Raw genomic sequence first — 25,948 nt, forward strand, 5'->3', positions numbered from 1 at the left:
TTTGCAACGATTTGATCGGCCGGGAAGATTGAGACGTCACGGTTGCTCCTGCGTGATTGCATGCTCGACCCGCTCGAAGGCGGACGGCTGCGTGGGTTGGCCGATGCGCCGGTAAAGCGCGACGTACTGGGCGCCCATGTGGGCCCAGCCGAAACGGGTCATCAGTTCGCGGGCCGCGTCGCCCATCGCGCGACAGGTGTCGCGCGACGCCGCGAGCGAGCCGATCGCCTGCGCGAGCGCGGCCGGATCGTCCGGGTCTTCCAGCACGATCCCGCAATCGCGCGTGATGATCTCCGCGCCGCCGGCGGTGCGCGCGGTGACGACCGGCAGCCCGGCCGCCATCGCTTCCAGCAGCGACAGGCTCATCGCTTCGTAGCGCGAAGGAAACACATACGCGTCGACCGAGCGCATCAGCGTCGGCATGTTCTTCACGAGCCCGAGAAAATGCACGCGCGACGCGATGCCGAGCGCGCGCGCCTCGTCGGGATACGGGCTGCCGGGCAGATAGCCGGCCACCGCGAGATGGACGTTCGCCGGCAGCTTCGTCAGCGCCTTCAGCACGGTGCCGAGGTTCTTGCGCGGCGTGCGCAGGTCGCCGACGAACAGCAGCATGAACGCGTCGTCCGGCAGCTTGAACGCCGCGCGATCGGCCTGCGCGCCCGCGAACGCGCTGCCGTCGACGCCGTTGTAGATCACGCTGATCTTGCGGCTGTCGATGCCGAGCCCGGCGATCTCGTCGGCCACCTTCTGCGAGACGGCCGTGATCGCGCGCGAACGCCGGTACGCCCAGCGCTCGAGCGCCGTATTCACGCGCGTATAGACGTACTGGTAGGCCGACCACAGCCCCTTCGTCGGGCCGAACGGATAGTACGGACTCTTGAACCAGCCGCCGTGCACGAAGTGCGCGGTGTTCACGTCGGCCTTGATCCACGAGATGAAGCCGTTCACGTGCAGCACGTCGTATTCGCTGCGATGCGCGCGCAGCCAGGCCGCGCTCTTGAGCGCGAACACCTGCTGCTTGACGAGATTCGACGGCCAGAAGCCGCCGACCTTGACCGGCACCCAGCGCACGCGCGGATCGGCCAGCAGTTCGGGCGCGACGTGCGACGCGACCAGCGTGACCTCGTAGTGTTCTGCCAGCGCCGCGCGCGCGATTTCGTAATTGACGCGGCCCTGCCCGTCGTTATGTCGCACGACGTGCGTGACGATCGCGATTCTCAATGGTCGCCTCCCCGTGAACGCGCGGCGGCCAGCAGGCGCTGTGCCTTTTGCCAGTGCGCCGCGGATAGTATGGAAAAAATGGCCGTGAACAGCAGCAGGCCGCCCGTGCCGATCAGCGAGTTCGTGAACACGAGCATCGCGAACACCGACAGGCACAGGCTCAGGCATGCGCCGACGAACTTGTCCTTGCGCAGCTTGAACGCCGCGCGCAGCGTGCGGGCGAGCAGCATCACGACACCCGACAGGTACAGCAGCGTGCCGGGCCAGCCGAGCACGAACGGCACGTTCATCACGCCGCTGTCGAAGCTGCCGTACTTGCCGAGCTCGCCGCTGTCGCTCGACAGCTTGGTGGACGCGCCGGTCGCGCCCATCCCTTCGCCGGCGACGTCGGTGAACGCCGTTTGCGCGAAGGTTGCGTAGAACTTGTTGCGGTCGTCGTAGCTGCGGTCGTCCTTCAGGTTCGTGATCGACTGCAGGCGCGCGCCGAGCCGGTCGGCCACCGGCCCGACGGTCAGGAGCGGCACGCACAGCCCGACCAGCACGACCCCGCTGATCAGGATCCGCATCCGCACGCGGTTGCTCGACTGCACGAGCTGGATCGCGAGCGCGATCACCCAGCCGCCCCAGGTCGAGCGCACGAGACACAGCGCGAACGACACGAAGCCGGCGGCGCCCGCGAACCAGCGGACCTTCTGCGGCGCCGCGAACACGAACACCAGCGCGCCCATGATCGCGAACGCGAACGGCCCCGACGAGTTCATCGTGCTGAAGACCCGCACGCCGTACGGCACCGGCTCGCCCTGCGAACCCATGTCCGAGCCGATCATCCAGAGCACGTCCCACTGCGGCATCACGAAGTACTGCACGACCCCGTACACGCCCATCACGAGCATGCCCCACATGAACGTGGACAGCAGCACGTCGCGGTACTCGGGATAGTCGCGCGCGTTGACCATGATGTGAAAGCCGATCAGCACCGGGTACACCCAGTTCGCGAGGTCGTAGGTCGCTGCCATCACGCCGCTCGACACGATCCCGACGAGGTACGCGTACGTCAGCCCGAACAGCATCAGCAGCACGGGAATCCCGCGCCGCTGGGCGAGCACGCGGTAATGCCTGAGCAGCCCGAAGCCAGCGATCATCGTCACCGCGAGCGGCGCGACCTGGATCAGGCTCGTCGGCGTGAACGCGCCCTTCGACCAGTCGGCGAGACGCCGCACTTCGGGGCTCAGGAACCACACCCACCACATGAAGCCGACGTAGCGCGCCGGGCTCTTGAAATACAGCCAGATGCCGACCGCGATGGCCAGCACCGGAAACGCGAGCGTCAGCACCTTGCCCTGGTGAATGGCGATCAGCGCAGCGGTCAACGTCCACAGCCCGGCCTGCCCGACCCAGTGCTTCGGTTCGGGTAAGCGGCTGCGGCTGCGCGACGGTGCGCGTTCGGCGGCAATCGTACTCATCGATCCGCTCTCACCGCGACGACGGGCGCGAATCCGCGAGCGGCATCGCGAGACCGGCGGCCGCCGGCGTGCGACGCCGGCGCAGCAGGTCGCGTGTGATCCGCACGTGCTGCTCGGCGAACGCCTGCGTGGTCAGGTCGCGCTCGCGCAGGCACGCGGCCGCGGCACGCGCGCATTCGAGCGCGGCGGCCGGATCGGCCACGAAGCGATCGGCGGCCTGGCGCATCGCCGCTGCGTCGAACGCCGGCACGTAGGCGGCCGTGTCGTGCGGGAAGTAGTCGCTGAGGCCGCCGACGTCGGACACGATCATCGGCTTGCCGACCGCCGCCGCCTCGAGCATCACGGTGATGCCCGACGCATGGAAGTTCGGCCGCAGCGGCACGACGATCACGTCGGCCCATGCGTACAGCTCGTGCTGCTTCGCGAGGCCCGATGCCGAGCCGATCTTCACGTTCGGCGCATGCCACTCGCGCGGCACGCGGCGGCGCGTCGCGAGCCGCACGTCGTAGCGCTCGTCGCCGCCGAACGCGGCGAGGAACGTGCGCCAGTCGCGGTCGCGGTCGTTGCCGATCGCGGCGATCCGCAGCGGCCGGTTCGGCTTCCATTGCTGCGGTTCGGCCGGCGGGAAGTCCTGCGTGTTCAGCCCGTAGTAGACGAACTCGGCTTCGCGCCCGAGATAGCGGCGGCACAGCTCGGCGTTGTCGCGGGCGAGCGTCGTCAGCGCGTCGGCGCGCGCGAGCAGCTTGCGGTACAGCCAGCGGCGCGGGCCGCCGAAGGTGTTCCACTTGTCGAACAGCCACACGCTCTGCGCGAGCAGCAGCGGGCGCTTGCCCTGCGCGCCGGCGAGCTTCAGGACCAGCGCGGCGGCGAGGTGCTCCTGCTCGGTGTGCGTCCAGATCACGTCCGTGCTCAACAGCGCGGCGCGATTGCGCCACGCGTGCACGACGTCGAAGCCGAGCGCCGCCTTCAGCGCACGGCGCGCGAGGCTCGCGACGCGGTTCTCGCGGCGGTCCTGCGAATAGGTCAGCCGGAATTCGTCGGATTCCGCGTGGTGATAGCCGTACAGGCAGCCGATGTTCTCGCCTTGCCGATAGGTACGCGGATCGGCACCGTAAAACAGGTGAACGTGAACCTTCGTCGAAGTCATGTCAGCCTCCGCCGGGCCGTCGGATGCACCGACGGACGAGCTTCAGGGAGCTGGAGGGGCTGCGCCCCTCCAAGCGAATCAAGTGAGCGCGGGAGTCGGACCATTTCATGCCCTTCGCGGGTGGCCGTGCTCGTGCGCGCGGCTCGTTCAAGACGTCACCGGCGGCATCGCCGCACGGTGGGGGGCAAGATTCGCGCGGCGCGCCTCGCGTGCGCCGCGGCGCACCGCGCGCCAGTGGTCGCGCACGCGCTCGCGCCGCGCGGTATGCAGCGACAGCAGCACGTGCGCGAAACCCGGGTAGACGCGCGTGCCGACCAGCGTCCACCACCACCACGCGATCTCGCGCCGCAGCGGCGGCAGATGCTCGCGCAGGATCAGGTGCAGGTTGTACGCGCCGTTGCTGATCGCATTCAGCGACGCGGCATCGCGCCGGTCGTCGTCGAAACGCTCGGCCGGAAAATGGTCGACCGCGATCGCCGGGTCGTAGACGAGCTTCCAGCCGTCGCGCTGCACGTGCATGCTGAAACCCATGTCGTTGTGCACCTGCGCACCGGCGCCGCGCAGCCGCGTGTCGAAGCGCAGCCGCTCGATCGCGGCGCGGCGGTAGCTCATGTTCGCGCCCTTGAGCATGTCGACTTCGCGCGCGCCGCCGACGCCCAGGTGATGGTTGCCGATGATCTTGCCGGACAGCGTGAGCTGGCCGACGAGCTCGCGCGATTCGTCGAGCACGCGGCCCTTCTCGTGCACCCAGTCGCGGCCGCCGACCGCACCGACGCGCGGGTCGGCGAGGAACACGGCCTCGATGCGCGCGAGCCAGTCGGCGTGCGGTGCCGCGTCGTCGTCGGTGATCGCGACGATGTCGCCGTGCGCCGAGTCGAGCCCCTTGTTCAGCGCGGCGACCTGCCCCGGCACGTCGACCGGCACGATCCGCAGCGGCAGCGCGCCGCCGACCGACGGATCGGCGAGGCGCTCGTGCGTGGCATCGTCCTCCGGGCGCGCGACGACGATCACCTCGTCGGGCAGCCGCGCCTGGCGCTGCAGCGCCAGCAGGCAGCGCGCGAGGTCGGCGGGACGCCGGTAGGTCGGAACGAGCACGGAAATTTTCATCGAAGGTTCTCCAGTCGGCCGGGCCGATGCGGCTCGCGCCGGCCCGGTTTCGTGCAATGCGGTCAGGCGCTCAGGTATTCGTGGACGGCCGCATAGCCGCGGCCGTAGCCGCGTGCCTTCGGCGGCACGCCGTTGAAGATCCCGCCTTCCAGATCGACGCCCGCGGTGCGCAGGCGCTTGATCGCGTCGGCGATCTCGCCTTCGGTATGCATGCCCGAGCGCAGCACCAGGAAGGTCGCGCCGGCCATGCGGCCGATGATGGTCGCGTCGGTCACCGCCAGCACCGGCGGCGAGTCGATCAGCACGACGTCGTAGCGCTTGCCGAGCCCTTCGAGGTATTGCGGCAGACGGGCCGACATCAGCAGTTCCGACGGGTTCGGCGGGCGCGTGCCGGCCGAGATGAACGACAGGCCCTGCACCGGCGTCTCGCGGATCGCGTCCTCGAGCGACGACTGGTCGCTCAGCAGCTCGGACAGGCCCGGCTGCGCGGTGAGGCCGAAGTAGCGGTCGAGCATGCCGCGCCGCATGTCGGCGTCGACCAGCAGCACACGCTTGCCGGAATGCGCGAGCAGCACCGCGAGGTTGACCGTCAGGAAGCTCTTGCCGATGCCCGGCGTCGGGCCGGTCAGCACGACCACGCGGTTCTTCGCGTCCATCATCGCGAACTGCATCGCGGTGCGCAGGCTGCGCATGCTTTCGACGCTCAGGTCCTTCGGACGCAGGCTCGCGAGGATCGGCCGTGCGCGGCCGCCGCCCTTCTCGGCCATGGCGTCGAGCTTCACCTGCTCGGCGCTTTGCGGCACCAGCCCGTACAGCGGCAGGTTGAACGTGCGCTCGACGCGGTCCGGATCCTCGATGCCCTGGAACAGGTTGCGGCGCAGGAACACGATGCCGGTGCCGAGGATCAGCCCGAGGAACACCGCCGCCGACAGGATCAGCACCTTCTTCGGCTTGATCGGATCGCCCGGGCGCAGCGCCGAATCGACGAGGTGGATGTTGCCGCCCGTGCCGGCCTTCTGCACCGACAGCTCCTGCACGCGGTTCAGCAGCAGCACGTAGATGTCCTCGGCCACCTTCGCGTCACGCTGGAGCTGGACGGCCTTCACTTCGGTGGCCGGCAGGCTGCGGAAGCGGTTGCTGAACTTGTCCTTCTCGCCCTGCAGTTCCGCGAGCTGCTGCTTCGCGGCGATCACCATCGGGTGCGAATCGGTGAAGCGCTGCGCGAGCGATGCGAGCTGCAGGCGCTGCGCGGCGATCTGCTGCTCGTACTGCACGCTGCCTTCGAGGTAGACCTTCGCCTCGTCGCTCGCGTTGATCGAGCCGGACGTGCGCTGGTACTGCGTCAGCGCGGCTTCCGCGCGCTCGAGGTCGGCCTTCAGGCGCGGTTCCTCGCCCTTCAGGAAGTCGAGCATCTTGGTCGCTTCGGCCTGCTTCGCGATCACGTGCTGGTTCAGGTACGACTGCGCGAGCGCGTTCGCGATCGCGGCGGTCTGGTCCGGGTCCTTGCCTTCGAGCGAGATCTGGACGACGCCCGTCTGCTTGCCCTGCTCGGACACCTGGATGCCCGACTGGAAGCCGGTGATCGCATCGAGATCGTTGTAGCGGACCACCGTGAATTGCGTGCCCGGACGCGCGACGAGCTTCTGCACGAGCAGCGTCACGCCGCCTGCCTGCTCCGATTCGCCGACACGGCCCGACAGAAGACGGTTGCCGTTCTGGTCGACCAGCGTGTAGGTGCCGTTCGGGCCGGCCGTCAGCGTCAGCTTCTTGCCTTCGAGCGCGGGCACGACGTTGATCGTGTCGATGTCGGCGACTTCGCCGCCCCATGCGTACGAGCGCAGGCCGAACCACGCACGCGACGGTTCGCCCGGCGTCGCGACGCGCGCGGCCAGGCTGCCGAGCACCGGCAGCGTCTTCGGCGCGACCGAGAAGTTCAGCTTGAACTGCTCGACGACCGGCGCGACGACGCCGCGGCTCTTGATGATCTCGATTTCCGCTTCGGTCGGCGCCTGCTGCGGACCGCTGTTGATCATCGCGCCCGTCTGCGTCTGGGTGAGCGCCTGCGACGTGTTGTCGTTGCCCTCGACCCGCACGTGCACGTCGGCCTGATAGACCGGCTTCGCGATGTAGCAGTACAGGCCGGCCATCGCGATGACGGTCACCGCGATGCCGAGCAGCAGCCAGATGTCGTCCATGAGCACCTGGAGCAGTTGGCCGAGGACGACGTCCTCTTCCTCGGTTTTCGCGGTCAGATCCGCGTAGGAGTGTTTCGCTTGCGTGTTCACCATTCGTTCCCGCTTGAGTGGTGCCGGGGGGCAGGCGCCGCCCCGGCGGGCTATCAGCGCGTGATTTGCCGCATGTAGAAGATCGTCTGGATCGTCGGCAGCACCTGCTGCAGCACACGGTTGAACTGCACCGAGCTGGCCGTGCTGACGTAGACGACGTCGAGCGGCTGGAGCGGGAAGCGGCTCGACAGCATCAGCGCATCCGGCTGCGTCATGTCGAGGCGGAACACTTCCGGCTTCGTCGGGTTGTCACGCATGCCGCGCATCACGTAGATCTTGCGCGGGTTCGCATCGGTGTCGAGGATGCCGCCGCCGGCCGTCAGCGCATCGGCGATGGTCAGCTTGCCCTTGAGCATCGGCACGGTGACCGGCGTCTTGACCTCGCCCATGATGAACACGCGGCTGTCGCTGCGGTCCGGCACGTTGACGATGTCGCCCGGCTGCAGCATCACGTTCTGCTTCACTTCGCCGCGATCGAGCACGCCGTTCGCGTCGAGCGTGTAGAGCTTGCCGTCGCGCGTCAGGCGCACGCGCTGCAGGTCGGCCTCGTTGGTCGAGCCGCCCGAGCGCGAGATCGCGTCGACGAGCGTCAGCGGCACGTCGCTCACCGCGAGCGGGCCCGGCTGCTTCACCTCGCCCGTCACCTGCACCTTCTGGCTGCGGAACGACAGCACGCGCACGTCGAGCTGCGGATTCTTCACGTAGCGCGCGAGGGTCGATGCCATCTGCTCGCGGATCTGCGCGACCGTCTTGCCCGCCACGCGGATGCGGCCGACGAACGGGAAGAAGATCGTGCCGTCGGCGGCGACCGTCTGGCCGTACGGATCGGCCTGGCCCGGCAGCGCGGTCGTATACGGCTGCTGCAGCGCGCCCGCGACCGACTGCGTCGTGTTGCCGCCGCTCGAGAACGACTGGCCCTGCGGCGTCGTCAGCTCGGGGTGATCCCACACCGTGACGCCGAGGATGTCCTGCGGACCGACGCGGTACACGTACTCCGACGGATCGGTGTATCGGCCCGGCGGCAGCGGATGCTCGACCTGCTGCTTCTGCAGCTGATCCATCACCAGCTTCGCGTCGATGTAATGAACCGGATAGGTTTCGGCCTGGCCTTGCCGGCCTTCGTCCTTCAGGTTCGACGAGTCGAGATAGTTGCCGGGCGCGCTCGCGCAGGCCGACAGGAATGTCGTCAACGCGACGGCGAGCGCCAGCGGGCGCATGGGACGTTTCAGCATAGTTTTTGCAGCCATCCTTGAACCAGACGTTCGATCAATGAGTAGCTCTCGCGATAGTCGGCCTCGGGGCCGCCATGCGGATCCGCGATCTCGGCGTCCTCCCACTTGCCCAGCAGGTGGACCTTGCCGCGCGCGAACGGATCGACCGCTTCGACGGCCTTGATCTGTTCGCGCTCGCTGACGAGAATCAGGTCGGCGTCGCGCACGATCCGGCGCGACAGCCGCCGCGAACGGTGCGTCGTCGCATCGACGCCGCGCTCGGCGAGAAGTTGGCGCATCACCGGATCGATGCCGTCGCCGTCGTTGGCACGCACGCCGGCGGAGTGGAACGTCACGCGCGGGCCGCCACGCGACGCCGCGTGCGACTTGAACAGCAGTTCCGCCGCCGGGCTGCGGCAGACGTTCGCGTGACAGACGATCAGGATGTTCCGGAACATGGCGTCTCGATTCGGGTGACGGGTAACGGCGCCGCGCGGGTCAGGCACGCTCGCGCGCGGCGCCCGGCACGCGGGCGGCGACGGCCTGGCGCGAGCCGGGGCGGCCGATCGGGTGGTATTCGATGCCCTGCTCGCTCATCGTCTCCGGCTCGTACAGGTTGCGGCCGTCGAAGATCACCGGCGACTTCCACAGGCGGCCGAGCGCGACGAAATCCGGGCTCTTGAATGCCTTCCATTCGGTGACGATCACGAGCGCATCGGCGTCGCGCGCGGCCTGCGCCTCGTCGTCGACGAAGCTGAGGCGCTCGAGCCAGCTCGGGTGATCCGCGAGATCGAGCGCGAGCACGCGGCGCGCTTCCTGCTGCGCGACCGGGTCGTACGCCGCGATGCGCGCGCCGCGCGACAGCAGCTCGGCGATCAGCTCGCGGCTCGGCGCTTCGCGCATGTCGTCGGTGTTCGGCTTGAACGCGAGACCCCAGATCGCGAACGTGCGGCCGCTCAGGTCCTCGCCGAAGCGCGCGACGATCTTGTCGGCCAGCACGCGCTTTTGCGTCGCGTTCACCGACGACACGGCCTTCAGGATCTGCAGCGCCTGCCCGTGCTCGTCGGCGGTGCGGATCAGCGCTTCGACGTCCTTCGGGAAGCACGAGCCGCCATAGCCGCAGCCCGCATACAGGAAGTGATAGCCGATGCGCGGATCGGAGCCGATCCCGCGGCGCACAGCCTCGATGTCCGCGCCGAAGCGGTCGGCCAGGTTCGCGAGCTCGTTCATGAACGAGATGCGCGTCGCGAGCATCGCGTTCGCCGCGTATTTCGTGAATTCGGCCGAGCGCACGTCCATGTACAGCGTGCGCTCGTGATTGCGGTTGAACGGCGCGTAGAGCTTCTTCATCAGCTCGCGCGCGCGCTCGCCCGGCACGTCGTCGTCGCAGCCGATCACGATGCGGTCCGGCCGCGTGAAATCGTCGACCGCCGCGCCTTCCTTCAGGAATTCCGGATTCGACACGACCGAGAACATCGGAGCCTCGCCGCCGCGCTTGGCGAGCTCCTCGGCCACCGCCGCGCGCACGCGCTCGGCCGTGCCGACCGGCACCGTCGACTTGTCGACGATCACCTTGAAGCCTTTCATGGTGCGGCCGATGTTGCGCGCCGCCGCGAGCACGTACTGCAGGTCGGCCGAGCCGTCCTCGTCGGGCGGCGTGCCGACCGCGATGAACTGCACGTCGCCGTGCGCGACCGCGGCCTCGATGTCGGTCGAGAAGCGCAGGCGGCCCGCCGCGCGATTGCGCGCGATGACTTCCTTGAGGCCCGGCTCGTGGATCGGCACGCCGCCGTTGTTCAGGACGTCGATCTTCGCCTGATCGACGTCGAGACAGAACACGTCGTGCCCGATGTCGGCGAGACAGGCGCCGGTGACAAGACCTACGTAACCGCTGCCGATGATAGTCAGATTCATGATGTGTCGGACCTCGTGACCAATGATTCGAAATTCGTGAAACCGGGGTGTCTGCGCGCGTTGCGCGTCAGTAAGCGTTGCTGCCGGTGAAGCCTTTCCAGAGCGTCAGCACGACGATCTTGATGTCGAGCCAGAACGACCAGTTCTGCATGTAGTACAGATCGAGCTTCACGCGTCCCATCATCTTCTCGATCTGGTCGGTCTCGCCGCGAAAGCCGTTGATCTGCGCCCAGCCGGTGATGCCCGGCTTGATCCGGTAGCGGAACATGTAGCCCTTCACCAGATCCTTATAGATGTCGTCGTGCGCGAGCGCATGGGGCCGCGGGCCGACGACCGACATCTCGCCCTTCAGCACGTTGATGAACTGCGGCAGTTCGTCGAGGCTCGTGCGGCGCAGGAACCGCCCGACCGGCGTCACGCGCGTGTCGTTCTTCGTCGCCTGCGTGACCTGTCCCGCGACTTCGTGATGCACTTTCATCGAGCGGAACTTGTAGATCTCGAACTCGTGCCCGTCGATGCCCTTGCGCTTCTGGCGGAAGAACACCGGCCCGCGCGACGTGAACTTGATCAGGCACGCGATCAGCACCATCACCGGCGCGAGCGCCGTGAGCGCCGCCAGCGCGAACAGCCGGTCGAACACGAACTTCGGCAGGATCCGCACGTCGGTGATCGGCGACGCCGCGAGGTTGATCGCCGGCACGCCGAGCACCTCGACCACTTCCTGGTTGAAGAACGACAGCGTGCGCACGTCCGGGATGAAACGGATATTCACGAAGTCGTGGCGGAACACCGTCACGATCTGGTGAATCCGGCGCTCCTCCGTGATCGGCAGCGTGAGCCACAGCTCGCTGATCGCGCGGCTGCGCACCAGCCACACCAGCGATTCGAACTGCCGCTCGATGCGCACGTCGTCGAGCGCGACTTCGCCCGGCGCTTCGCTTTCGTCGTATACGCACACCGGGTTGAAGCCCGCTTCCGGCCGCGCCCGCATCTGCGCGATCAGCCGCCGCGCCGCCGGCGTGCCGCCGACGATCGCGACCGCCTTCAGGTTGTAGCCGCCGCGGCGCAGTTGTCGCAGCACGACGTGCACGCAGGTCTTCGAGCCGGCGAGCAGCGCCATCGTCACGACTGCCCAGTAACCCAGCCACAGCCGCGACAGGTCGCCCGACTGGTGAAAGCTGAAGCTCATCAGGATGCCCGCGAGCTCGACCACCAGCCACGCGAACGCCACGCGCCCCACCAGCCCGACGAGACGCTTGCCGCGCCACGACTGGTAGATGCCGATGGCAGGAAAGAACACGACCACCAGCAGGCAGTCGAACAGCACCGTCGTGCGCTGCAGGTCGTTGAGCCAGATGCTGCCGCCGTGCAGCGCGGCGGCGATCAACGCCCCCAACACGACCATCGCGATATCGATGACTCTCGCCAGCACGCTCAACATGTCCGCTTCCTCTTTGAACAGGCGTTTGCCGAACAGCTCCTCGTGCAGCCCGTGCCGCACCTTCGATTCAAACGTTGCATGACGCTATTGAAGCGGTAAGAAAATCCCTTCTCAAGCGCACAAGTATTTCGAAAAATAATCGGAAATTCTTGCCGCGACATTCGCGAATTAATTCGGCACGTTTTCCCGAATCGATCGTGAATCGGGATTTTTTCGGAAACTTTACGGTTCCCGGCATCCCTTTACGGGAAAGGGCTCCAGCGCGCCCACCCGAATTATTTTTTATTTTTTATTTGCATCGGATGCTATCGCGGAAAATTTTCCCGGATACGTGCGCGACGAATATCTTGCAAAACGTCCGGTTTTATTGTCGATTTACTTCATGCTACAAACAGGCACTGACTTCAATCGAGGAGAGTGTCATCATGAATGCTCCGGCCGTGGCAGCCGATACGCGCCCTTCTTCTTCCGCCGCCAGCGACGCCAGCACGCGCGTCGCGGTGCAGCCGGTGATCCTTGCCGGCGGTTCGGGCACGCGTCTGTGGCCGATGTCGCGCGAACACTATCCGAAGCAGCTGATCGGCCTGCTCGGCGATCTTTCGCTGCTGCAATCCACCGCGCTGCGGCTCGACGGCCTCGCGACCGGTCATCCGCTGAACGACGAGGTGCTGATCGTGTGCGGCGAGGATCACCGCTTCACGACCGCCGAGCAACTGCGCCTGACCGGCAAGCGTGCGTCGATCATGCTCGAGCCGCTCGGCCGCGACACCGCACCCGCGCTGACGCTCGCCGCGCTGCGGATCGTCGCCGGCGGCGGCGATGCCGTGATGACCGTGATGCCGGCCGACCACGCGGTGGCCGACCAGCCGCGCTTTCATGCGGCCGTCGCGGCCGGCGTGCACTGCGCGGCCCAGGGCAAGATCGCGACGATGGGCATCGTGCCGGGCCGCGCCGAAACGGGCTACGGCTACATCCGCGTCGGCGCGCCGCTCGGCGATGCCGGCACCGGCAACCTCGACGTGCGCCGTCTCGACCGCTTCGTCGAGAAGCCGCATCTCGAACTCGCGCAGCAGTACGTCGCCTCCGGCGAATACTGGTGGAACAGCGGGATCTTCATCGTGCGCGCATCGGTGTGGCTGAACGCGATCCGCCAGCTCGAACCCGAGATCCTCGCTGCCTGCGAGCAGGCCGTCGCGCGCGGCAAGGACGACGGCGACTTCTTCCGCGTCGACCGCGACGCGTTCGCGTCCTCGCCGTCGAACTCGATCGACTACGCGGTGATGGAGCGGCTCGTGAACCTGCCGCAGCTGTGCGAAAGCGTCGTCGTGCCGCTCGACGCAGGCTGGTCGGACGTCGGCTCGTGGGACGCGATCTGGCAGATCCTGCCGAAGGACGATGCCGAGAACGTCGGCCGCGGCCACGTGCTGTTCGAAAATGCCGAATCGACCTTCGCGCATTCGGAAAGCCGGCTCGTCGCATGTGTCGGCACGCAGAATCTCGTCGTCGTCGAAACGCCCGACGCCGTGCTCGTCGCCGACAAGTCCTGCGTGCAGGACGTGAAGAAAATCGTCGGGCGCATCAAGGCCGAACGCGGCGCGGAAGCGACCGATCACCGCAAGGTCCATCGCCCGTGGGGGCACTACGACTCGGTCGACACGGGCGAGCGCTTCCAGGTCAAACGCATCGTCGTGAAGCCGGGCGCGCGACTGTCGCTGCAGATGCACCACCATCGCGCCGAGCACTGGATCGTCGTGCGCGGCACCGCGCGCATCACGCGCGGCGACGAAACCTTCCTGCTGTCCGAGAACGAATCGACGTACATCCCGCTCGGCGTGTCGCACCGTCTCGAGAACCCGGGCAAGATGCCGCTCGAGCTGATCGAAGTGCAGTCGGGCGCGTATCTCGGCGAGGACGACATCGTCCGCTTCGACGATACCTACGGACGCCAGTGACGCAATGCCTGCCGGGCGCACCGTCGCAACGGTGCACCCGGCATCACGGGCAATGGAAGCGACAAAAAACAACGCGCGGGCGCCGTGACACACGACGGCCCGCGCGTTTTTTTCGTTCGGACGACGATCAACCTACACGGTACGCGTATTCGCGGCGGTCCGACTGCACCGGGTCGTTGCGGCTCTCGGACAGCGTGCCCGCGCGACGCTCGGCGATGAAGCGCTTGATGTCCGACTCGGCCCGCGCCAGCGCGGACAGGCCGGCCAGCACCTCGCTTTGCGGCGCACGCACCGGTTCGTCGCTCGCACCGTGGCGATCGATCCACTGACGCGCCCAGTCGAGCGCGTACTGCTCCGCTTCCTCCGCATCGGTGAAGCGCGGGCCGATCAGGCCCGAGCGCTCGACGCGCCGGTCGTCCTGCATGATCTCGGCCCACGCGCGGTACATCAGGTTCTGCACCGGCTGCGCGCTGCCGCAGATCGTATAGCCGCGGTATTCGTCGACTTGCGGCTCGACCGCGGCAAAGCTCGCGGCGGACGGACGTCCGTGGCGCAGCCCCGCGGGCGGCGCGCCCGGGACCGTGAACGACGCTCCGGACGACGCGTGCGCTGCGTCGTTCGGCATCGCGGAGCGCGTCGCGCCCTCGCCATCCCAAACGTTTGCGTGCGCGACCGGCAGTTGCCACGATTCGGGGTTCTGCCAGAACACGCCGCGCAGACGATCGTTGTCGGGCGCCGGCTCCGCACGGCATGCCGGCGCGACCGGCGCCGGTGGCGGCGGCACATACGCGAACGTGCGCCCGCTGAACTGGGTCAGCACGTCGATCATCTGCAGCAGCGTGCCGTTCGCGAGCCACTCCTCGTAGCGGCGGCGGCACGTCGGCCCGGACGGATAGCGCCCGGGCAGTTTGGACCACGCTTCACCGGTCGTCAGGATCCAGAGGACCGCGTTGGCGACGACGCGCGGTTCCGCGCGTGGACGGCCTCGACGGTTCAGCCGAATCGGCTCGTCGGCGATCAGCGTTGAAAGACGAAACCACTCTTCATCGTTAAGCTCATCGAAGAACATAGTTGTTTCTCCACACAGCCAGGCCGGGGCTGCGATTGTCGGCGCCGCCGTCACGCATCGCGTCACGGGGCGGCCCGGTTGCACATTATGGTTATCCGATTGTTGTGCATGCCGGCGCGACACCGCACTTTCACGGTGCCGCCATTCCCGGCAATGGCGCACAAATCACGGTCTCACTCCAATGTGGGAATTTTTGTGCACGAAGCATACCATCCTCAGGGTTTATCTCAATATGACAATGACTTAATGTTACGCACTGAAACAACCTGCCATGGATGCGCAATCCATTTACCGTTGAATTTTTTTACGCGATCGTTATGCGCAACGCTGGGAAGCCCCGTCTGGCGGGGCTCCGCGGGGCGCGGCCACTGCCCTTCCGGCAAGCGATCCGCGGTGTTCTGACCCTCGGCTGAAACAATCCCTCGAATGCCCGGCCAAAATCGGTAAATCAGGGAAAATTTGGTAACAAGATATTCACGGATCGGTAAATCGTTCAAATTCCGTTGAACCGAAATTTCTCCGCGCACAATCTTTTTATTGTTTCTCGGCGAGTAATGAAAGCGGTCGACGGGCGATGCACATTGTTTCCCGGCGTGCAAGCGTCGACGGGCCTGTTACATCTTCGGGGGGAATGGGCAGGCGACGGCGGCGGGCGCGACGGTCGGGCGCCGCGTTTCGCGGCCGGACGATGCGCGATCTGCGCGGTATGGAGCGCGGCGCCCGGCCGCGCGTCAGCGCAGATCGCCGGCCAGCGACGCGGCCACGTCCGTCGCGATGCGCTGCGGCGGCACCGTATAGGCCGGGTGATCGCAGCCGATCGACAGCGTCGCGCCGTCCTTGAGCGCCGCGCGCATCGGCCCGCTCAGTTCGAAGCGCACGAAATGCACGGCCGAGGTCTTCTCCGCGTTGTCGCGCTCGAGATCCTCGTCGGCGATCGCATAGACGTCAGGATGCCCGTCGACCCGCAGGTACACGCGATCCTCGACGCCGATCAGCCGCGCGAGTGCCGCGCGCCGCTCGGCTTCGTGCTCGTATTCGATCTGCAGCGTCGCCTTCAGGTTGGTGCCGTCGGGCACGAGCGGCAAATAGGCTTCCAGTTCGCCTTCGATGCCGGCCTCGTCGAAGATCTTCTCGATGTGCAGCATTTCCTGGATCTGGTAGCGGATCGTGGTCTCGTCCTCGAACAGGAGGCGCAGATGGTTGCCGAGCGCCACCGCGCGGCGGCGCTTGTGCGCGACGAGCCGCGCATGTTCGGTCTTGCGGATCTTCGCGTACGCTTCGAGCGTCAGCAGCGAGTCGCGGGTCAGCGTCATGGGATGTCCTCGGATAACGTCGATGTCGTCGTGAAGCGGCCGGTTCAGATGCCGTACGCGCGGCGCAGCAGCGTCAGCGGATGCGCGAGCGGCGCGGCCGGCAACCCTTTCTCGTCGATGCCCTGCACGATGTGATGGCCGGCGAGCGCGCAGTCCGACGACACGAAATCGGGCTTCGGCTCGGCCATCGCCTTGAACACCGGCGCGCCGATCCGCATCGCGTCCGCATGGAAGGCCTTCTTCACGCCGAACGTGCCCGCGTGCCCGGAACAGCGCTCGACGACGTTCACGCGCGTATCGGGCACGAGCGACAGCGTGTCGGCCGTCTTGCGGCCGATGTTCTGCACGCGCGCGTGGCACGGCACGTGATACGACACGGTGCCGAGGCCCTGCTTGAAATCGGTCTTCAGCAAACCGTCGCGATGCCGCGCGATCACGTACTCGAACGGATCCCAGAATGCATCGGCCACCGCGCGCACGGCTTCGTCGCCGGGGAACATCAGCGGCAGTTCGCTCTTGTACATCAGCACGCAGCTCGGGATCGCGCCGATCAGCGCATAGCCTTCGCGCGCATAGCGCTCCAGCACCGGCATGTTCACGGCCTTCTTCGCGGCGACGCCCGCGAGATTGCCCTGCTCGAGCAGCGGCATCCCGCAGCACGCTTCGCGCGTGACGAGCTCGTACGGGATTTCGTTGTGCGCAAGGATCGCGAGCAGGTCGTGGCCGATGCCCGGCTCGTTGAAGTTCACGTAGCACGTCGCGTAGATCGCGACCTTGCCGGGCGTGCGTTCGCCGTCGCGGACCGGCGGGCCGTCCGAGCGCTGCGCCGCGCGCCGGAACTTGCGCGGCGCGAACTCCGGCAGCCATGCGTTGCGATCGACGCCGAGCGCCGCTTCGAGCGCGTGGCGCGCGGGCGGCGTGCGATTGACCGCGTTCACCGTCTGCGTGACGATCGGAATGCCCGCGAAATGGCCGAGCGCGTCGGTGTTCGACAGCACCTTGTCGCGCAGCGGCGCCTCGCCGCGCTTGTAGCGCGCGGCCTTGCCGCGCAGCATCAGGTGCGGGAAGTCGACGTTCCATGCGTGCGGCGGCACGTACGGGCATTTCGTCATGTAGCAGAGGTCGCACAGGTAGCATTGGTCGACGACCTTGCCGAACGCGTCCTTCGGCACTTCCTCGATGTCGCCCGTCGGCGTGTCGTCGACGAGATCGAACAGCGCGGGAAACGCGCCGCACAGCGATACGCAGCGCCGGCAACCGGCGCAGATGTCGAACACGCGCGTCATTTCCGCGTCGATCGCGGCCTGGTCGTAGAACGCTTCGGACTGCCAGTCGAGCGGATGCCGGGTCGGGGCTTCGAGACTGCCTTCCTTGTGGGGCATGAGGCGCTCCAGCGTGGCGCGCATGCGCGCGAACGCGCCGCCCGCGCGGCGCGGGCAGCGATCAACGCACGGCCGGCCGCGGGACCTGCCCGGCCGGGCCGTGCAGCCTTGGGGCGCAGCCCGCGTCAGTCGACGAGCGCGTCCAGCGCTTTCGTATAGCGGTTCGCGTGGCTGCGTTCGGCCTTCGCGAGCGTCTCGAACCAGTTCGCGATTTCGTCGAAGCCTTCTTCGCGCGCCGTCTTCGCCATGCCCGGATACATGTCGGTGTACTCGTGCGTCTCGCCGGCAATCGCCGATTCGAGGTTCAGCCGCGACGAGCCGAACGGCAGACCCGTCGCCGGATCGCCGACTGCTTCGAGGTATTCCAGGTGACCGTGCGCGTGGCCCGTTTCGCCTTCGGCAGTCGAGCGGAACAGCGCGGCGACGTCGTTCTGGCCTTCGACGTCGGCCTTCGAAGCGAAATACAGATAACGCCGGTTCGCTTGCGATTCGCCCGCGAATGCGGCCTTCAGATTCTCTTCGGTCTTGCTGCCCTTGAGTTGAGCCATGTGCGCCTCCGTTCGAACCGGCGCGGCCGCGTGCGAAGCCGGGCCGATGATGGATGTGGGGAACGATGCGTGCGCCGGACGCGCACGCTTCGTGCCTTTTAATCTAGGCGCTGGCGTTCGCATCCCCCAATAGGCTTTTTCAATCCGTGCGATAGCGGGGAGCGGGAATGGGGGACGGGTTGAGGCGGGCGCTGGCTGGGGGTGGCGTTTCGTGCGGCGTTTGGCGTTCGGCGTTTGGCGTTCGGCGTTCGGCGTTCGGCGTTCGGCGTTCGGCGTTCGGCGTTCGGCGTTCGGCGTTCGGCGTTCGGCGTTCGGCGTTCGGCGTTTGGCGTTTGGCGTTTGGCGTTTGGCGTTTGGCGTTTGGCGTTTGGCGTTTGGCGTTTGGCGTTTGGCGTTTGGCGTTTGGCGTTTGGCGTTTGGCGTTTGGCATTCGGCGTTCGATGCGACGCGCGGTGTACGCACACCGGCGTCGCCCGTCTACGTCACGCATCCGTCGCGCGCTTCAACAGCAATTCCCTTTCGCGCTCGTTGCGGGTCAATTCCGCCGCGCGGCGGAACTCGAGCTTCGCCTCGTCGGCGCGGCCGAGCTTCGCGAGCAGGTCGCCGCGCACGCTCGGCAACCAGTGATAGCGCGCGAGCGCCGGATCGTCGCGCAGCACGTCGACGATTTCCAGCGCCGCGGCAGGCCCGAACGCCATCCCCACCGCCACCGCACGGTTCAGCTCGACGACCGGCGACGGCGCGACTTCCGCGAGCGCGTCGTACAGCGCGACGATCTGCGCCCAGTCCGTATCCGACGCGTGCCGCGCGCGTGCATGGCACGCCGCCAGCGCGGCCTGCAGCGCATACGGGCCGCGCACGCCGCCGAGTTTCGTCGCCCGCTCGAGCGCCGCGAGGCCGCGCCGGATCAGCAGCGGATCCCAGCGGCTGCGGTCCTGGTCGAGCAGCAGCACGGGCCGCCCCTGCGCATCGGTCCGCGCATGCATGCGCGACGCCTGCAGTTCCATCAGCGCGACGAGCCCGAGCACTTCGCTTTCGTCCGGCACGAGCCCGGCGAGCACGCGGCCGAGACGCAGCGCCTCGTCGCACAGCGCCGGGCGCGTCCAGTCGTCGCCCGCGGTCGCCGCATGGCCTTCGTTGAACACGAGATAGATCACTTCGAGCACCGACGCGAGCCGCGCGGGCCGCGCGTCGGCGGCCGGCACCTCGAACGGCACGCGCGCCGCCGCGAGCGTGCGCTTCGCGCGCACGATGCGCTGCGCGATCGTCGGCTCGGGCGACAGGAACGCACGCGCGATCTCGCTCGTGGTCAGCCCGCCGAGCAGCCGCAACGTCAGCGCGACGCGCGCATCGGTCGACAGCACCGGATGGCACGACGTGAAGATCAGCCGCAGCAGGTCGTCGCCGATATCGTCGTCGCGCGCGTCGGCGAGCGCCTCCGCGATGTCGGGGACGACGTGCGCTTCGAGCGCGTCCATTTCATGGCCGAGCTGGTCGCGCTTCGCGGCATGCAGCGACTCCTGCCGGACCCGGTCGAGCGCGCGCCGCTTCACGGCCGTCATCAGCCACGCGGCCGGATTGTCGGGCACGCCGTCGACGGGCCAGTGCTCGAGCGCCGCGACGAGCGTGTCCTGCGCCAGTTCCTCGGCCACGCCGACGTCGCGCACCACGCGCGCGGCGCGCGCGATGATCTTGGGCGCCTCGATCCGCCAGACCGCTTCGATCGCACGGTGAGTCGCCTCACGCGTCACGACGCTTGCCCCTGGGCGGACACATCGAGCGGCATGGCCATCAGCTCCCATGCGTGGCCGTCCGGATCGTCGAACCCGTGGCCGTACATGTTCGGATACTCGCGCGGCGCTTGCGGCGCGGACCCGCCGGCCGCCAGCGCCTTCGCGACGATCGCGTCGACCTCGGCGCGGCTGTCGCACGACAGGCACGTCAGCGCCTGCACCTGCGTCGCCGGATCGACGATGGTCTTGCCGGTGAAGGTCTGGAAAAACGGCCGCACGAGCAGCATCGCGAAAATCGTGTCGCTGATCTTGATGCAGGCGGCCTGATCGTTGGTATAGGCCGGCACGACTTCGAAACCGAGTGCCTGGTAGAACGTCTTCGAGCGCGGCAGGTCGGCCACGGGCAGGTTGATGAAAACCATCTTGTGCATGACGGGTGCTCCGGTAGGATTGGCTTCGAGTAAAGTCAGGCGTGGCCGTGCCCGACATTGAGTTCGCGGAACCGCTCGACCGCCTCGCTGGGCGTCAGGTCGTCGAGTTCGAACAGCGGCCGCACCTCGATCTCGCAGTCCATCTCCGCACCGAACGGCGCGGGAAACCGGCGCGTCCATTCGAGCGCCTCGTCGCGCGAGCGCACCTGGATCAGCGTATAGCCGGCGATCAGCTCCTTCGTCTCCGCGAACGGGCCGTCGACCACCGTGCCCTTGCCGCCGGTGTAGCGCACGCGCCAGCCGCGCGCGCTCGGCCGCAGGCCGTTCGCATCGAGCAGCACGCCGGCCTTGGCCAGCTCCTCGTGATAGACCGTCATCGCCTCGACCAGCCGGTTGTCCGGCAATGCATCGGATTCGCTGACGGCGTTCGCCCGGATCATGATCATGAATCGCATCGTTCACTCCTTGTCATCGGTGGAAAGGGGCGTCCGTTCATCGGCGCCTTATCCCTACGACGGGCGGCAGACTGCCGGATCGACATACGGCGCGACGAATCCGGGTTAACACCGAGCCGCGGCCGTCACAGGAAACACGGGCCGACCGCGCGCACTTCGACCGTGCACCATTGCGCGGCCGGGCACTGGCGTGCGATCGCGATCGCTTCGTCGCGCGTGTCGACGTCGACGATGAAGAACCCGCCGACCATTTCCTTCGCCTCGGCGAACGGGCCGTCGACGAGGCGCGTCTCGCCGTCGCGCACCTGCACACGCGTCGCGCGCTCCGAGCGCTCGAGCGACTCGACGCCGCGCAGCACGCCGCGCGCCTTCAGCGTCTGCGCGAAATCGACCATCCGCGCGTACAGCGCCTGCCCCTCCTCGAGCGTGCGTTCGGCGCGCTGGCCGGTCGGTTCGACAATCAACAGCATGTAGGACATGGAAATCTCCAGTGGGGGCCGTGCGCAAGAAGCGTTCGGATCGCAGGCCGGAATGACACGTCAGATGCGAAGCGTAACAGCCCCGGGCGGCCCTGCCGTCATCGTTGGCCGTTCGACACTGGCCTGATGGCCAATTCGATCTCAGCACGCGATTTTGCCGTCAAGATGCTTGCCCGAACCTTCGAATTTTCTTCCTGTGGAGCATTCCATGTCACGCCTGATGCCACCGCTCGCGCTCGCCACATCGCTCGCCACGCTCGCCCCGCTCGCCCCGCTTGCCGCGTTTGGCCTTTCAGCGCCGGCCGCCAGCGCCACCACCACCACCGCGCTGCCGGTCAGCGCGGGCTGCGGCGGCCCCACGACGGCGATTGCCGACCTCCGGCATGCCGGCGGCCGGTCGCCGCTGGCCGGGCGCACCGCGTCGATCGAAGCGATCGTCACCGCGGCATTCGGCGGTGCCGACGGCTTCGGCGGATTCTTCGTCCAGCAGGCGGATGCGCAGCGGCGCCACCGGCCGGGCGTCCCGGAAGGCCTGTTCGTCTACGCGCCGCACGCGCGCGTCCGCCCGGGCGAACGCGTGCACGTCACCGGCAGGATCGAGCAGAAGTACGGCCGCACGCAACTGGCACTGTCGGGCCGCGTGGCCGTCTGCGCGCGCGGGCAGGCCGTCACGCCGGCCGCGCTCGTGCTGCCGGTCGACAGCGAGTCCGTATTCGCCGCGCATGAAGGCATGCGCGTGCGCTTTCCGCAAACGCTGACCGTCAGCGATACCTACGACCTCGGCCGCTACGGCAGCATCGTGCTCAGCCACGGCCGCCTCTACATGCCGACGCACGTGGTGCCGCCGGCTGACGCCGCCGCGCAGGCGGCGGCCAATGCCCGCAATCGCATCGTGCTCGACGACGGTTCGAGCCGCGTGAACCCCGCGACCGCCCGCTATCCGCCGCCTGCGCTGGGCGCCGCCAACACGCTGCGCGCGGGCTACACGGTGCGCGGCGTCGAAGGTGTGCTCGAGCAGCGCTACGGCACGTGGCGAGTGCAGCCCGTGCCGGCGTCTGCGCCGGTCTTCGACGCCGCATCGAATCCCCGGACCGATGCACCGCCGCGGCATCCGCGGGCCGACGTGCGGGTTGCGTCGTTCAACGTCTTCAACTATTTCAACGGCGACGGAACCGGCGGCGGCTTCGACGATCCGGCCAATCGCGGCGCGAAGACGCCCGCCGTCTTCGCCCGCCAGGAAGCGAAGATCGTCGCCGCACTGCGCGCATTGCGCGCCGACGTGATCGGCCTGATGGAAATCGCGAACAACGGCCACGGCCCCGCGAGCGCCGTGCAGCGTCTCGCGGCCCGGCTCGGCGACGGCTGGCGCGCGGTCGATCCCGGCACGGCGCGACTCGGCCGCGATGCGATCGCGGTCGCGCTGCTGTACGACAGCCGGACGATCGAACCCGTCGGGCGCGCCGCGACCGTCGCGCTAGACGGCGGGAATCGCCCGCCGCTCGCGCAGACGTTCCGGCGCATCGGCGGCACCCGCGCATTCACGGTCGCGGTCAATCACCTGAAATCGAAGAACTGCCCACGGGCGAGCGGCCCGGATCTCGACCAGTCGGACGGCCAAGGCTGCTGGAACGCGACGCGCACGCGTGCGGCCGAACGCATCGCCGCGTGGCTCGCCACGTCGCCGACCGGCGCCCCGGCCGACGGCGTGCTGCTGATCGGCGACCTGAACAGCTACGCGAAGGAAGACCCGCTGCGCGCGCTCGAATCGCGCGGCTACACGAACCTCGTCGCCCGCTTCGCCGGCAACGCCGGCTACAGCTACGTATTCCGCGGCGAAGCGGGCAACCTCGACCACGCACTCGCCACGTCGCCGCTCGCCGCGCGCGTGAAGGCCGCGCATGCGTGGCACATCAATGCCGACGAACCGGTCGCGCTGCAATCCGTGCCCGATTACAAAACCGCGGCGCAACGGGCGGCCTATTACGCACCCGATGCCTATCGCTCGTCGGATCACGACCCCGTCGTCATCGACCTCGCACCGGACGAAGGCGCCACCTGAGCCATCGCGGGCACAAACCCTGCTCCACCGAGAGACGGGCGATTAGTGCAATTGCATCAGCGTGATGCGTGCAACGGCACTATTTACCTGGCGCATCGGGCGACGCCATATTTACCGGACTTTCACGTCGCGCCAACGGCTTGCTGGTCGCTTCGCCCCGAAGCGCGAAATTTTTTCAACCGCCGCCCCGTCCCATTGCGCGGGGCTTCCCGGGAAATTTGCCGGCGAATTGAAAATTTGTCTCGAAACTCAATTGGCTGATGTGAATCACATTGGTTGCTGGGATTCGTCTTATCTTCAAATTAGCCTGCAAATCAAATCGAAGGAGGATAAACACCATGGCGCTCACCGACTCGATCGAACACAAGCTGGACCGCGGCCTGTCCGACATCCGTCGCACCGGCCGGCGCGTGGGACGCACGACGCGCTCGGCGGCTCGCGACCTGCATGCGGACGTGTCCGACGATCTGCGCGGGCTGGTCGATGAACTGGAAGACCTGCTGAAGAACGACGGCGACGGCGATATCGCCGCGCTGCGCAAGCGCGTGCAGGCGCGGCTCGACGAAGCGCGCAGCACGCTCGACTACGCGTCGGGCACCGCGGTCGCGCGGCTGCGCGATTCGGCCGAACGCGTATCGCAAGCCGTGCACGACAATCCATGGCAGACCGCAGGCGTCGTCGCGGGCCTCGCGTTCGTCGCCGGCCTGCTCCTTTCCCGCCGTTGAACGGGGCGACTACCCCGTCCTTCCTCCCCCCGACAACGAAGGAGAAACGCCATGCAGAAGTCCCTCGCCCTGAAAGCCGCCGCCGCCGTCATGCTCGCCAGTCTCGCACTTGCCGGCTGCACCACCACCCCCAACAAACCCGACAACGCGTCGGCCAGCGCGTCGAAACGCGAGTCGATCGACGCGAGCGTGAACGCGACGTTGTCGCGCCTCTATTCGACGGTGCCGGGCTCGCGTGAACTCGTCGCGAAATCGCGCGGCGTGCTCGTGTTCCCGAACGTGCTGCAGGCCGGCCTCATCGTCGGCGGCCAGTCCGGCAACGGCGCGCTGCGCGTCGGCGGCAGCACCGTCGGCTACTACAACACGTCGTCGCTGTCGGTCGGCCTGCAGGCCGGTGCGCAATCGAAGGCGATCGTGTTCCTGTTCATGACGCAGGATGCGCTCGACTCGTTCCGCAAGTCCGAAGGCTGGTCGGCCGGCGCAGACGCCTCCGTCGCGGTCGTGAAGATGGGCGCGAACGGCGCGATCGACTCCAACACGGCCACCGCACCGGTCGAGGTGCTGGTGCTGACCAACGCGGGCCTGATGGGCGATCTGTCGGTCAGCGGCACCAAGGTCACCCGGCTCCACATCTGACGATGCGGCACGGCCTCCGGGCCGGTTCGCTTCCCGGCAACGCCGCGGCCCCGGCCGCGGCGTTTTCTCGTGCGCCGCGCGCGGCGGGTATGATGGCGGCACCTTTGCGGGCATACTGCCGATCGGGCCGCCCTGCCGCGCTGCGCCGCGACATCCGTGACGTTCGCGAGCCGATCGCGCCCGAGGCAACGAAATTCAATCAAACCAGGCATCAATCTGCGCGAACCATCCATGGATAGCGGACACGATCACCAAAAATTCTTCTATTTCCTGCTGTTCGCGGTCACCGTCGGACTGTGCTGGATACTCGCGCCGTTCTCCGGCGCCGTCTTCTGGGGCACCATTCTCGCGATCCTGTTCCAGCCGGTGCAGCGCTGGCTCGCCGCGCGCTTCGGCAAGCGGCGCAACCTGGCCGCGCTCGTGACGATGTCGCTGATCATCCTGATCGTGATCCTGCCGCTCGTGTTCGTCATGGCGACGCTCGTGCAGGAAATCGCGTACGTGTACCAGGAACTGAAGAGCGCGCAGCCGAATTATTCGCAGTACTTCCATGACATCATTCATGCGCTGCCGACGTCGATCCAGAACCTGCTGCAGAAATACGGGCTGACCAACATCCCCGGCATCCAGAAGAAGCTGACCGACGGCGCCGCGCAGATCAGCCAGTTCGCGGCGACCCAGGCGCTCAGCATCGGTCAGAACACGTTCCAGTTCGTCGTCAGCTTCGGCGTGATGCTGTACATGGTGTTCTTCCTGCTGCGCGACGGCGGCGAGATCGGCCGCCGCGTGCGCCGCGCGTTGCCGCTCGACGAAGAGCACAAGAACCTGCTGCTCGCGAAGTTCACGACGGTTGTGCGCGCAACCGTGAAGGGCAACATCGCGGTCGCGCTCGTGCAGGGCGCGCTCGGCGGCCTGATCTTCTGGATCCTCGGGATCGAGGGCGTCGTGCTGTGGGGCGCGCTGATGGCGTTCCTGTCGCTCCTGCCGGCGATCGGCGCGAGCCTCGTGTGGGTGCCCGCCGCGCTCTACTTCCTCGCGATCGGCGCGATCTGGAAATGCGTGATCCTCGTCGCGTTCTGCGTCGGCGTGATCGGCCTCGTCGACAACCTGCTGCGCCCGATCCTCGTCGGCAAGGACACGAAGATGCCCGACTGGGTCGTGCTGATCTCGACGCTCGGCGGGATGGCACTGTTCGGCATCAACGGCTTCGTGATCGGGCCGCTCGTCGCTGCGCTGTTCATGGCGAGCTGGGACATCTACGCGCGCGCCGAACAGGGGGAGTGACGCCGCGCGTCACGGATGCCGAAGATGCACCGCTTGGTTCGATCGCGCGCCGCCGTTTGCCGACAATTACTTTAGGGAGAGCGACCGGAAAAA

General features: G+C 67.5%; 22 protein-coding genes. 5 read left to right on the forward strand and 17 right to left on the reverse strand.

The features are described 5' to 3' along the window. Positions 1-36: 36 nt before the first annotated feature. From NQV17_RS06440 to NQV17_RS06480, 9 genes are all read right to left on the reverse strand, one after another. Positions 37-1,221, reverse strand: coding sequence for a glycosyltransferase family 4 protein (locus NQV17_RS06440; protein WP_257770589.1), 1,185 nt, complete (start codon positions 1,219-1,221; stop codon positions 37-39). Further along, on the reverse strand, positions 1,218-2,684 hold the full coding sequence (locus NQV17_RS06445; protein WP_257770591.1) for an O-antigen ligase: 1,467 nt from the start codon (positions 2,682-2,684) through the stop codon (positions 1,218-1,220). Before NQV17_RS06445 ends, NQV17_RS06440 begins: the two co-directional genes overlap by 4 nt. A gap of 10 nt (positions 2,685-2,694) precedes the next feature. Then, on the reverse strand, positions 2,695-3,831 hold the full coding sequence (locus NQV17_RS06450; RefSeq protein ID WP_124646465.1) for a glycosyltransferase family 4 protein: 1,137 nt from the start codon (positions 3,829-3,831) through the stop codon (positions 2,695-2,697). A gap of 147 nt (positions 3,832-3,978) precedes the next feature. Further along, positions 3,979-4,938, reverse strand: a complete 960-nt coding sequence (locus tag NQV17_RS06455) for a glycosyltransferase family 2 protein (RefSeq protein ID WP_257770593.1) — start codon at positions 4,936-4,938, stop codon at positions 3,979-3,981. A 62-nt stretch (positions 4,939-5,000) separates the two neighbouring features. After that, positions 5,001-7,226, reverse strand: a complete 2,226-nt coding sequence (locus NQV17_RS06460; RefSeq protein ID WP_257770595.1) for a polysaccharide biosynthesis tyrosine autokinase — start codon at positions 7,224-7,226, stop codon at positions 5,001-5,003. A gap of 50 nt (positions 7,227-7,276) precedes the next feature. After that, positions 7,277-8,455 carry a polysaccharide biosynthesis/export family protein gene (locus NQV17_RS06465; RefSeq protein ID WP_257770598.1) on the reverse strand — a complete coding sequence of 393 codons (1,179 nt, stop codon included), beginning with the start codon at positions 8,453-8,455 and terminating at the stop codon, positions 7,277-7,279. Then, a complete protein-coding gene (locus NQV17_RS06470; RefSeq protein ID WP_124486461.1) occupies positions 8,449-8,892 on the reverse strand; it encodes a low molecular weight protein-tyrosine-phosphatase in 444 nt (147 codons plus the stop codon). The genes NQV17_RS06465 and NQV17_RS06470 overlap by 7 nt, the downstream gene beginning before the upstream one ends. Before the next feature lie 40 nt (positions 8,893-8,932). Beyond that, positions 8,933-10,348 carry a UDP-glucose/GDP-mannose dehydrogenase family protein gene (locus NQV17_RS06475; protein ID WP_257770604.1) on the reverse strand — a complete coding sequence of 472 codons (1,416 nt, stop codon included), beginning with the start codon at positions 10,346-10,348 and terminating at the stop codon, positions 8,933-8,935. Positions 10,349-10,415: 67 nt separating this feature from the next. After that, positions 10,416-11,789, reverse strand: coding sequence for an undecaprenyl-phosphate glucose phosphotransferase (locus tag NQV17_RS06480; protein ID WP_257770606.1), 1,374 nt, complete (start codon positions 11,787-11,789; stop codon positions 10,416-10,418). 425 nt (positions 11,790-12,214) lie between these two features. Here NQV17_RS06480 and NQV17_RS06485 point away from each other — a divergent pair, with 425 nt between their 5' ends. Then, positions 12,215-13,741 carry a mannose-1-phosphate guanylyltransferase/mannose-6-phosphate isomerase gene (locus NQV17_RS06485; RefSeq protein ID WP_257770608.1) on the forward strand — a complete coding sequence of 509 codons (1,527 nt, stop codon included), beginning with the start codon at positions 12,215-12,217 and terminating at the stop codon, positions 13,739-13,741. A gap of 127 nt (positions 13,742-13,868) precedes the next feature. Here the strand turns inward: NQV17_RS06485 and NQV17_RS06490 are convergent, their stop codons facing one another. The 8 genes from NQV17_RS06490 to NQV17_RS06525 all read right to left on the reverse strand — a co-directional run bounded on the left by NQV17_RS06490 (position 13,869) and on the right by NQV17_RS06525 (position 21,151). Continuing rightward, positions 13,869-14,810: a transposase gene (locus NQV17_RS06490; protein WP_257770610.1), complete on the reverse strand. Its 942-nt coding sequence runs from the start codon at positions 14,808-14,810 to the stop codon at positions 13,869-13,871. 731 nt (positions 14,811-15,541) lie between these two features. Further along, positions 15,542-16,123 (reverse strand): DUF3501 family protein, encoded by a 582-nt coding sequence (locus NQV17_RS06495; RefSeq protein ID WP_257770613.1) that lies wholly within the window; start codon positions 16,121-16,123, stop codon positions 15,542-15,544. 44 nt (positions 16,124-16,167) lie between these two features. Beyond that, positions 16,168-17,505 carry a heterodisulfide reductase-related iron-sulfur binding cluster gene (locus NQV17_RS06500; RefSeq protein ID WP_257770615.1) on the reverse strand — a complete coding sequence of 446 codons (1,338 nt, stop codon included), beginning with the start codon at positions 17,503-17,505 and terminating at the stop codon, positions 16,168-16,170. Between the two features lie 125 nt (positions 17,506-17,630). Further along, positions 17,631-18,053, reverse strand: a complete 423-nt coding sequence (locus NQV17_RS06505; protein ID WP_040140994.1) for a rubrerythrin family protein — start codon at positions 18,051-18,053, stop codon at positions 17,631-17,633. Between the two features lie 482 nt (positions 18,054-18,535). Continuing rightward, positions 18,536-19,804 (reverse strand): RNA polymerase sigma factor, encoded by a 1,269-nt coding sequence (locus tag NQV17_RS06510; RefSeq protein ID WP_257770619.1) that lies wholly within the window; start codon positions 19,802-19,804, stop codon positions 18,536-18,538. Next, positions 19,801-20,217 carry a VOC family protein gene (locus NQV17_RS06515; RefSeq protein WP_257770621.1) on the reverse strand — a complete coding sequence of 139 codons (417 nt, stop codon included), beginning with the start codon at positions 20,215-20,217 and terminating at the stop codon, positions 19,801-19,803. Before NQV17_RS06515 ends, NQV17_RS06510 begins: the two co-directional genes overlap by 4 nt. Before the next feature lie 35 nt (positions 20,218-20,252). Further along, positions 20,253-20,672, reverse strand: a complete 420-nt coding sequence (locus NQV17_RS06520; protein WP_257770623.1) for a YciI family protein — start codon at positions 20,670-20,672, stop codon at positions 20,253-20,255. Between the two features lie 125 nt (positions 20,673-20,797). Next, entirely contained in the window at positions 20,798-21,151 is a 354-nt protein-coding gene (locus tag NQV17_RS06525; protein WP_257770625.1) for a YciI family protein, read from the reverse strand. A gap of 208 nt (positions 21,152-21,359) precedes the next feature. Between NQV17_RS06525 and NQV17_RS06530 the strand changes: the two genes are divergently transcribed. From NQV17_RS06530 to NQV17_RS06545, 4 genes are all read left to right on the forward strand, one after another. Next, on the forward strand, positions 21,360-23,210 hold the full coding sequence (locus NQV17_RS06530; protein ID WP_257770627.1) for an ExeM/NucH family extracellular endonuclease: 1,851 nt from the start codon (positions 21,360-21,362) through the stop codon (positions 23,208-23,210). A gap of 338 nt (positions 23,211-23,548) precedes the next feature. After that, on the forward strand, positions 23,549-23,935 hold the full coding sequence (locus NQV17_RS06535; protein ID WP_044846611.1) for a YqjD family protein: 387 nt from the start codon (positions 23,549-23,551) through the stop codon (positions 23,933-23,935). A 51-nt stretch (positions 23,936-23,986) separates the two neighbouring features. After that, positions 23,987-24,571 carry a YSC84-related protein gene (locus NQV17_RS06540; RefSeq protein ID WP_124522622.1) on the forward strand — a complete coding sequence of 195 codons (585 nt, stop codon included), beginning with the start codon at positions 23,987-23,989 and terminating at the stop codon, positions 24,569-24,571. A 231-nt stretch (positions 24,572-24,802) separates the two neighbouring features. Then, positions 24,803-25,855 (forward strand): AI-2E family transporter, encoded by a 1,053-nt coding sequence (locus tag NQV17_RS06545; RefSeq protein WP_257770632.1) that lies wholly within the window; start codon positions 24,803-24,805, stop codon positions 25,853-25,855. The last annotated feature ends 93 nt before the right edge of the window (positions 25,856-25,948 follow it).

The sequence above is a fragment of the Burkholderia sp. SCN-KJ genome, from assembly GCF_024656005.1.
GTDB lineage: Bacteria > Pseudomonadota > Gammaproteobacteria > Burkholderiales > Burkholderiaceae > Burkholderia.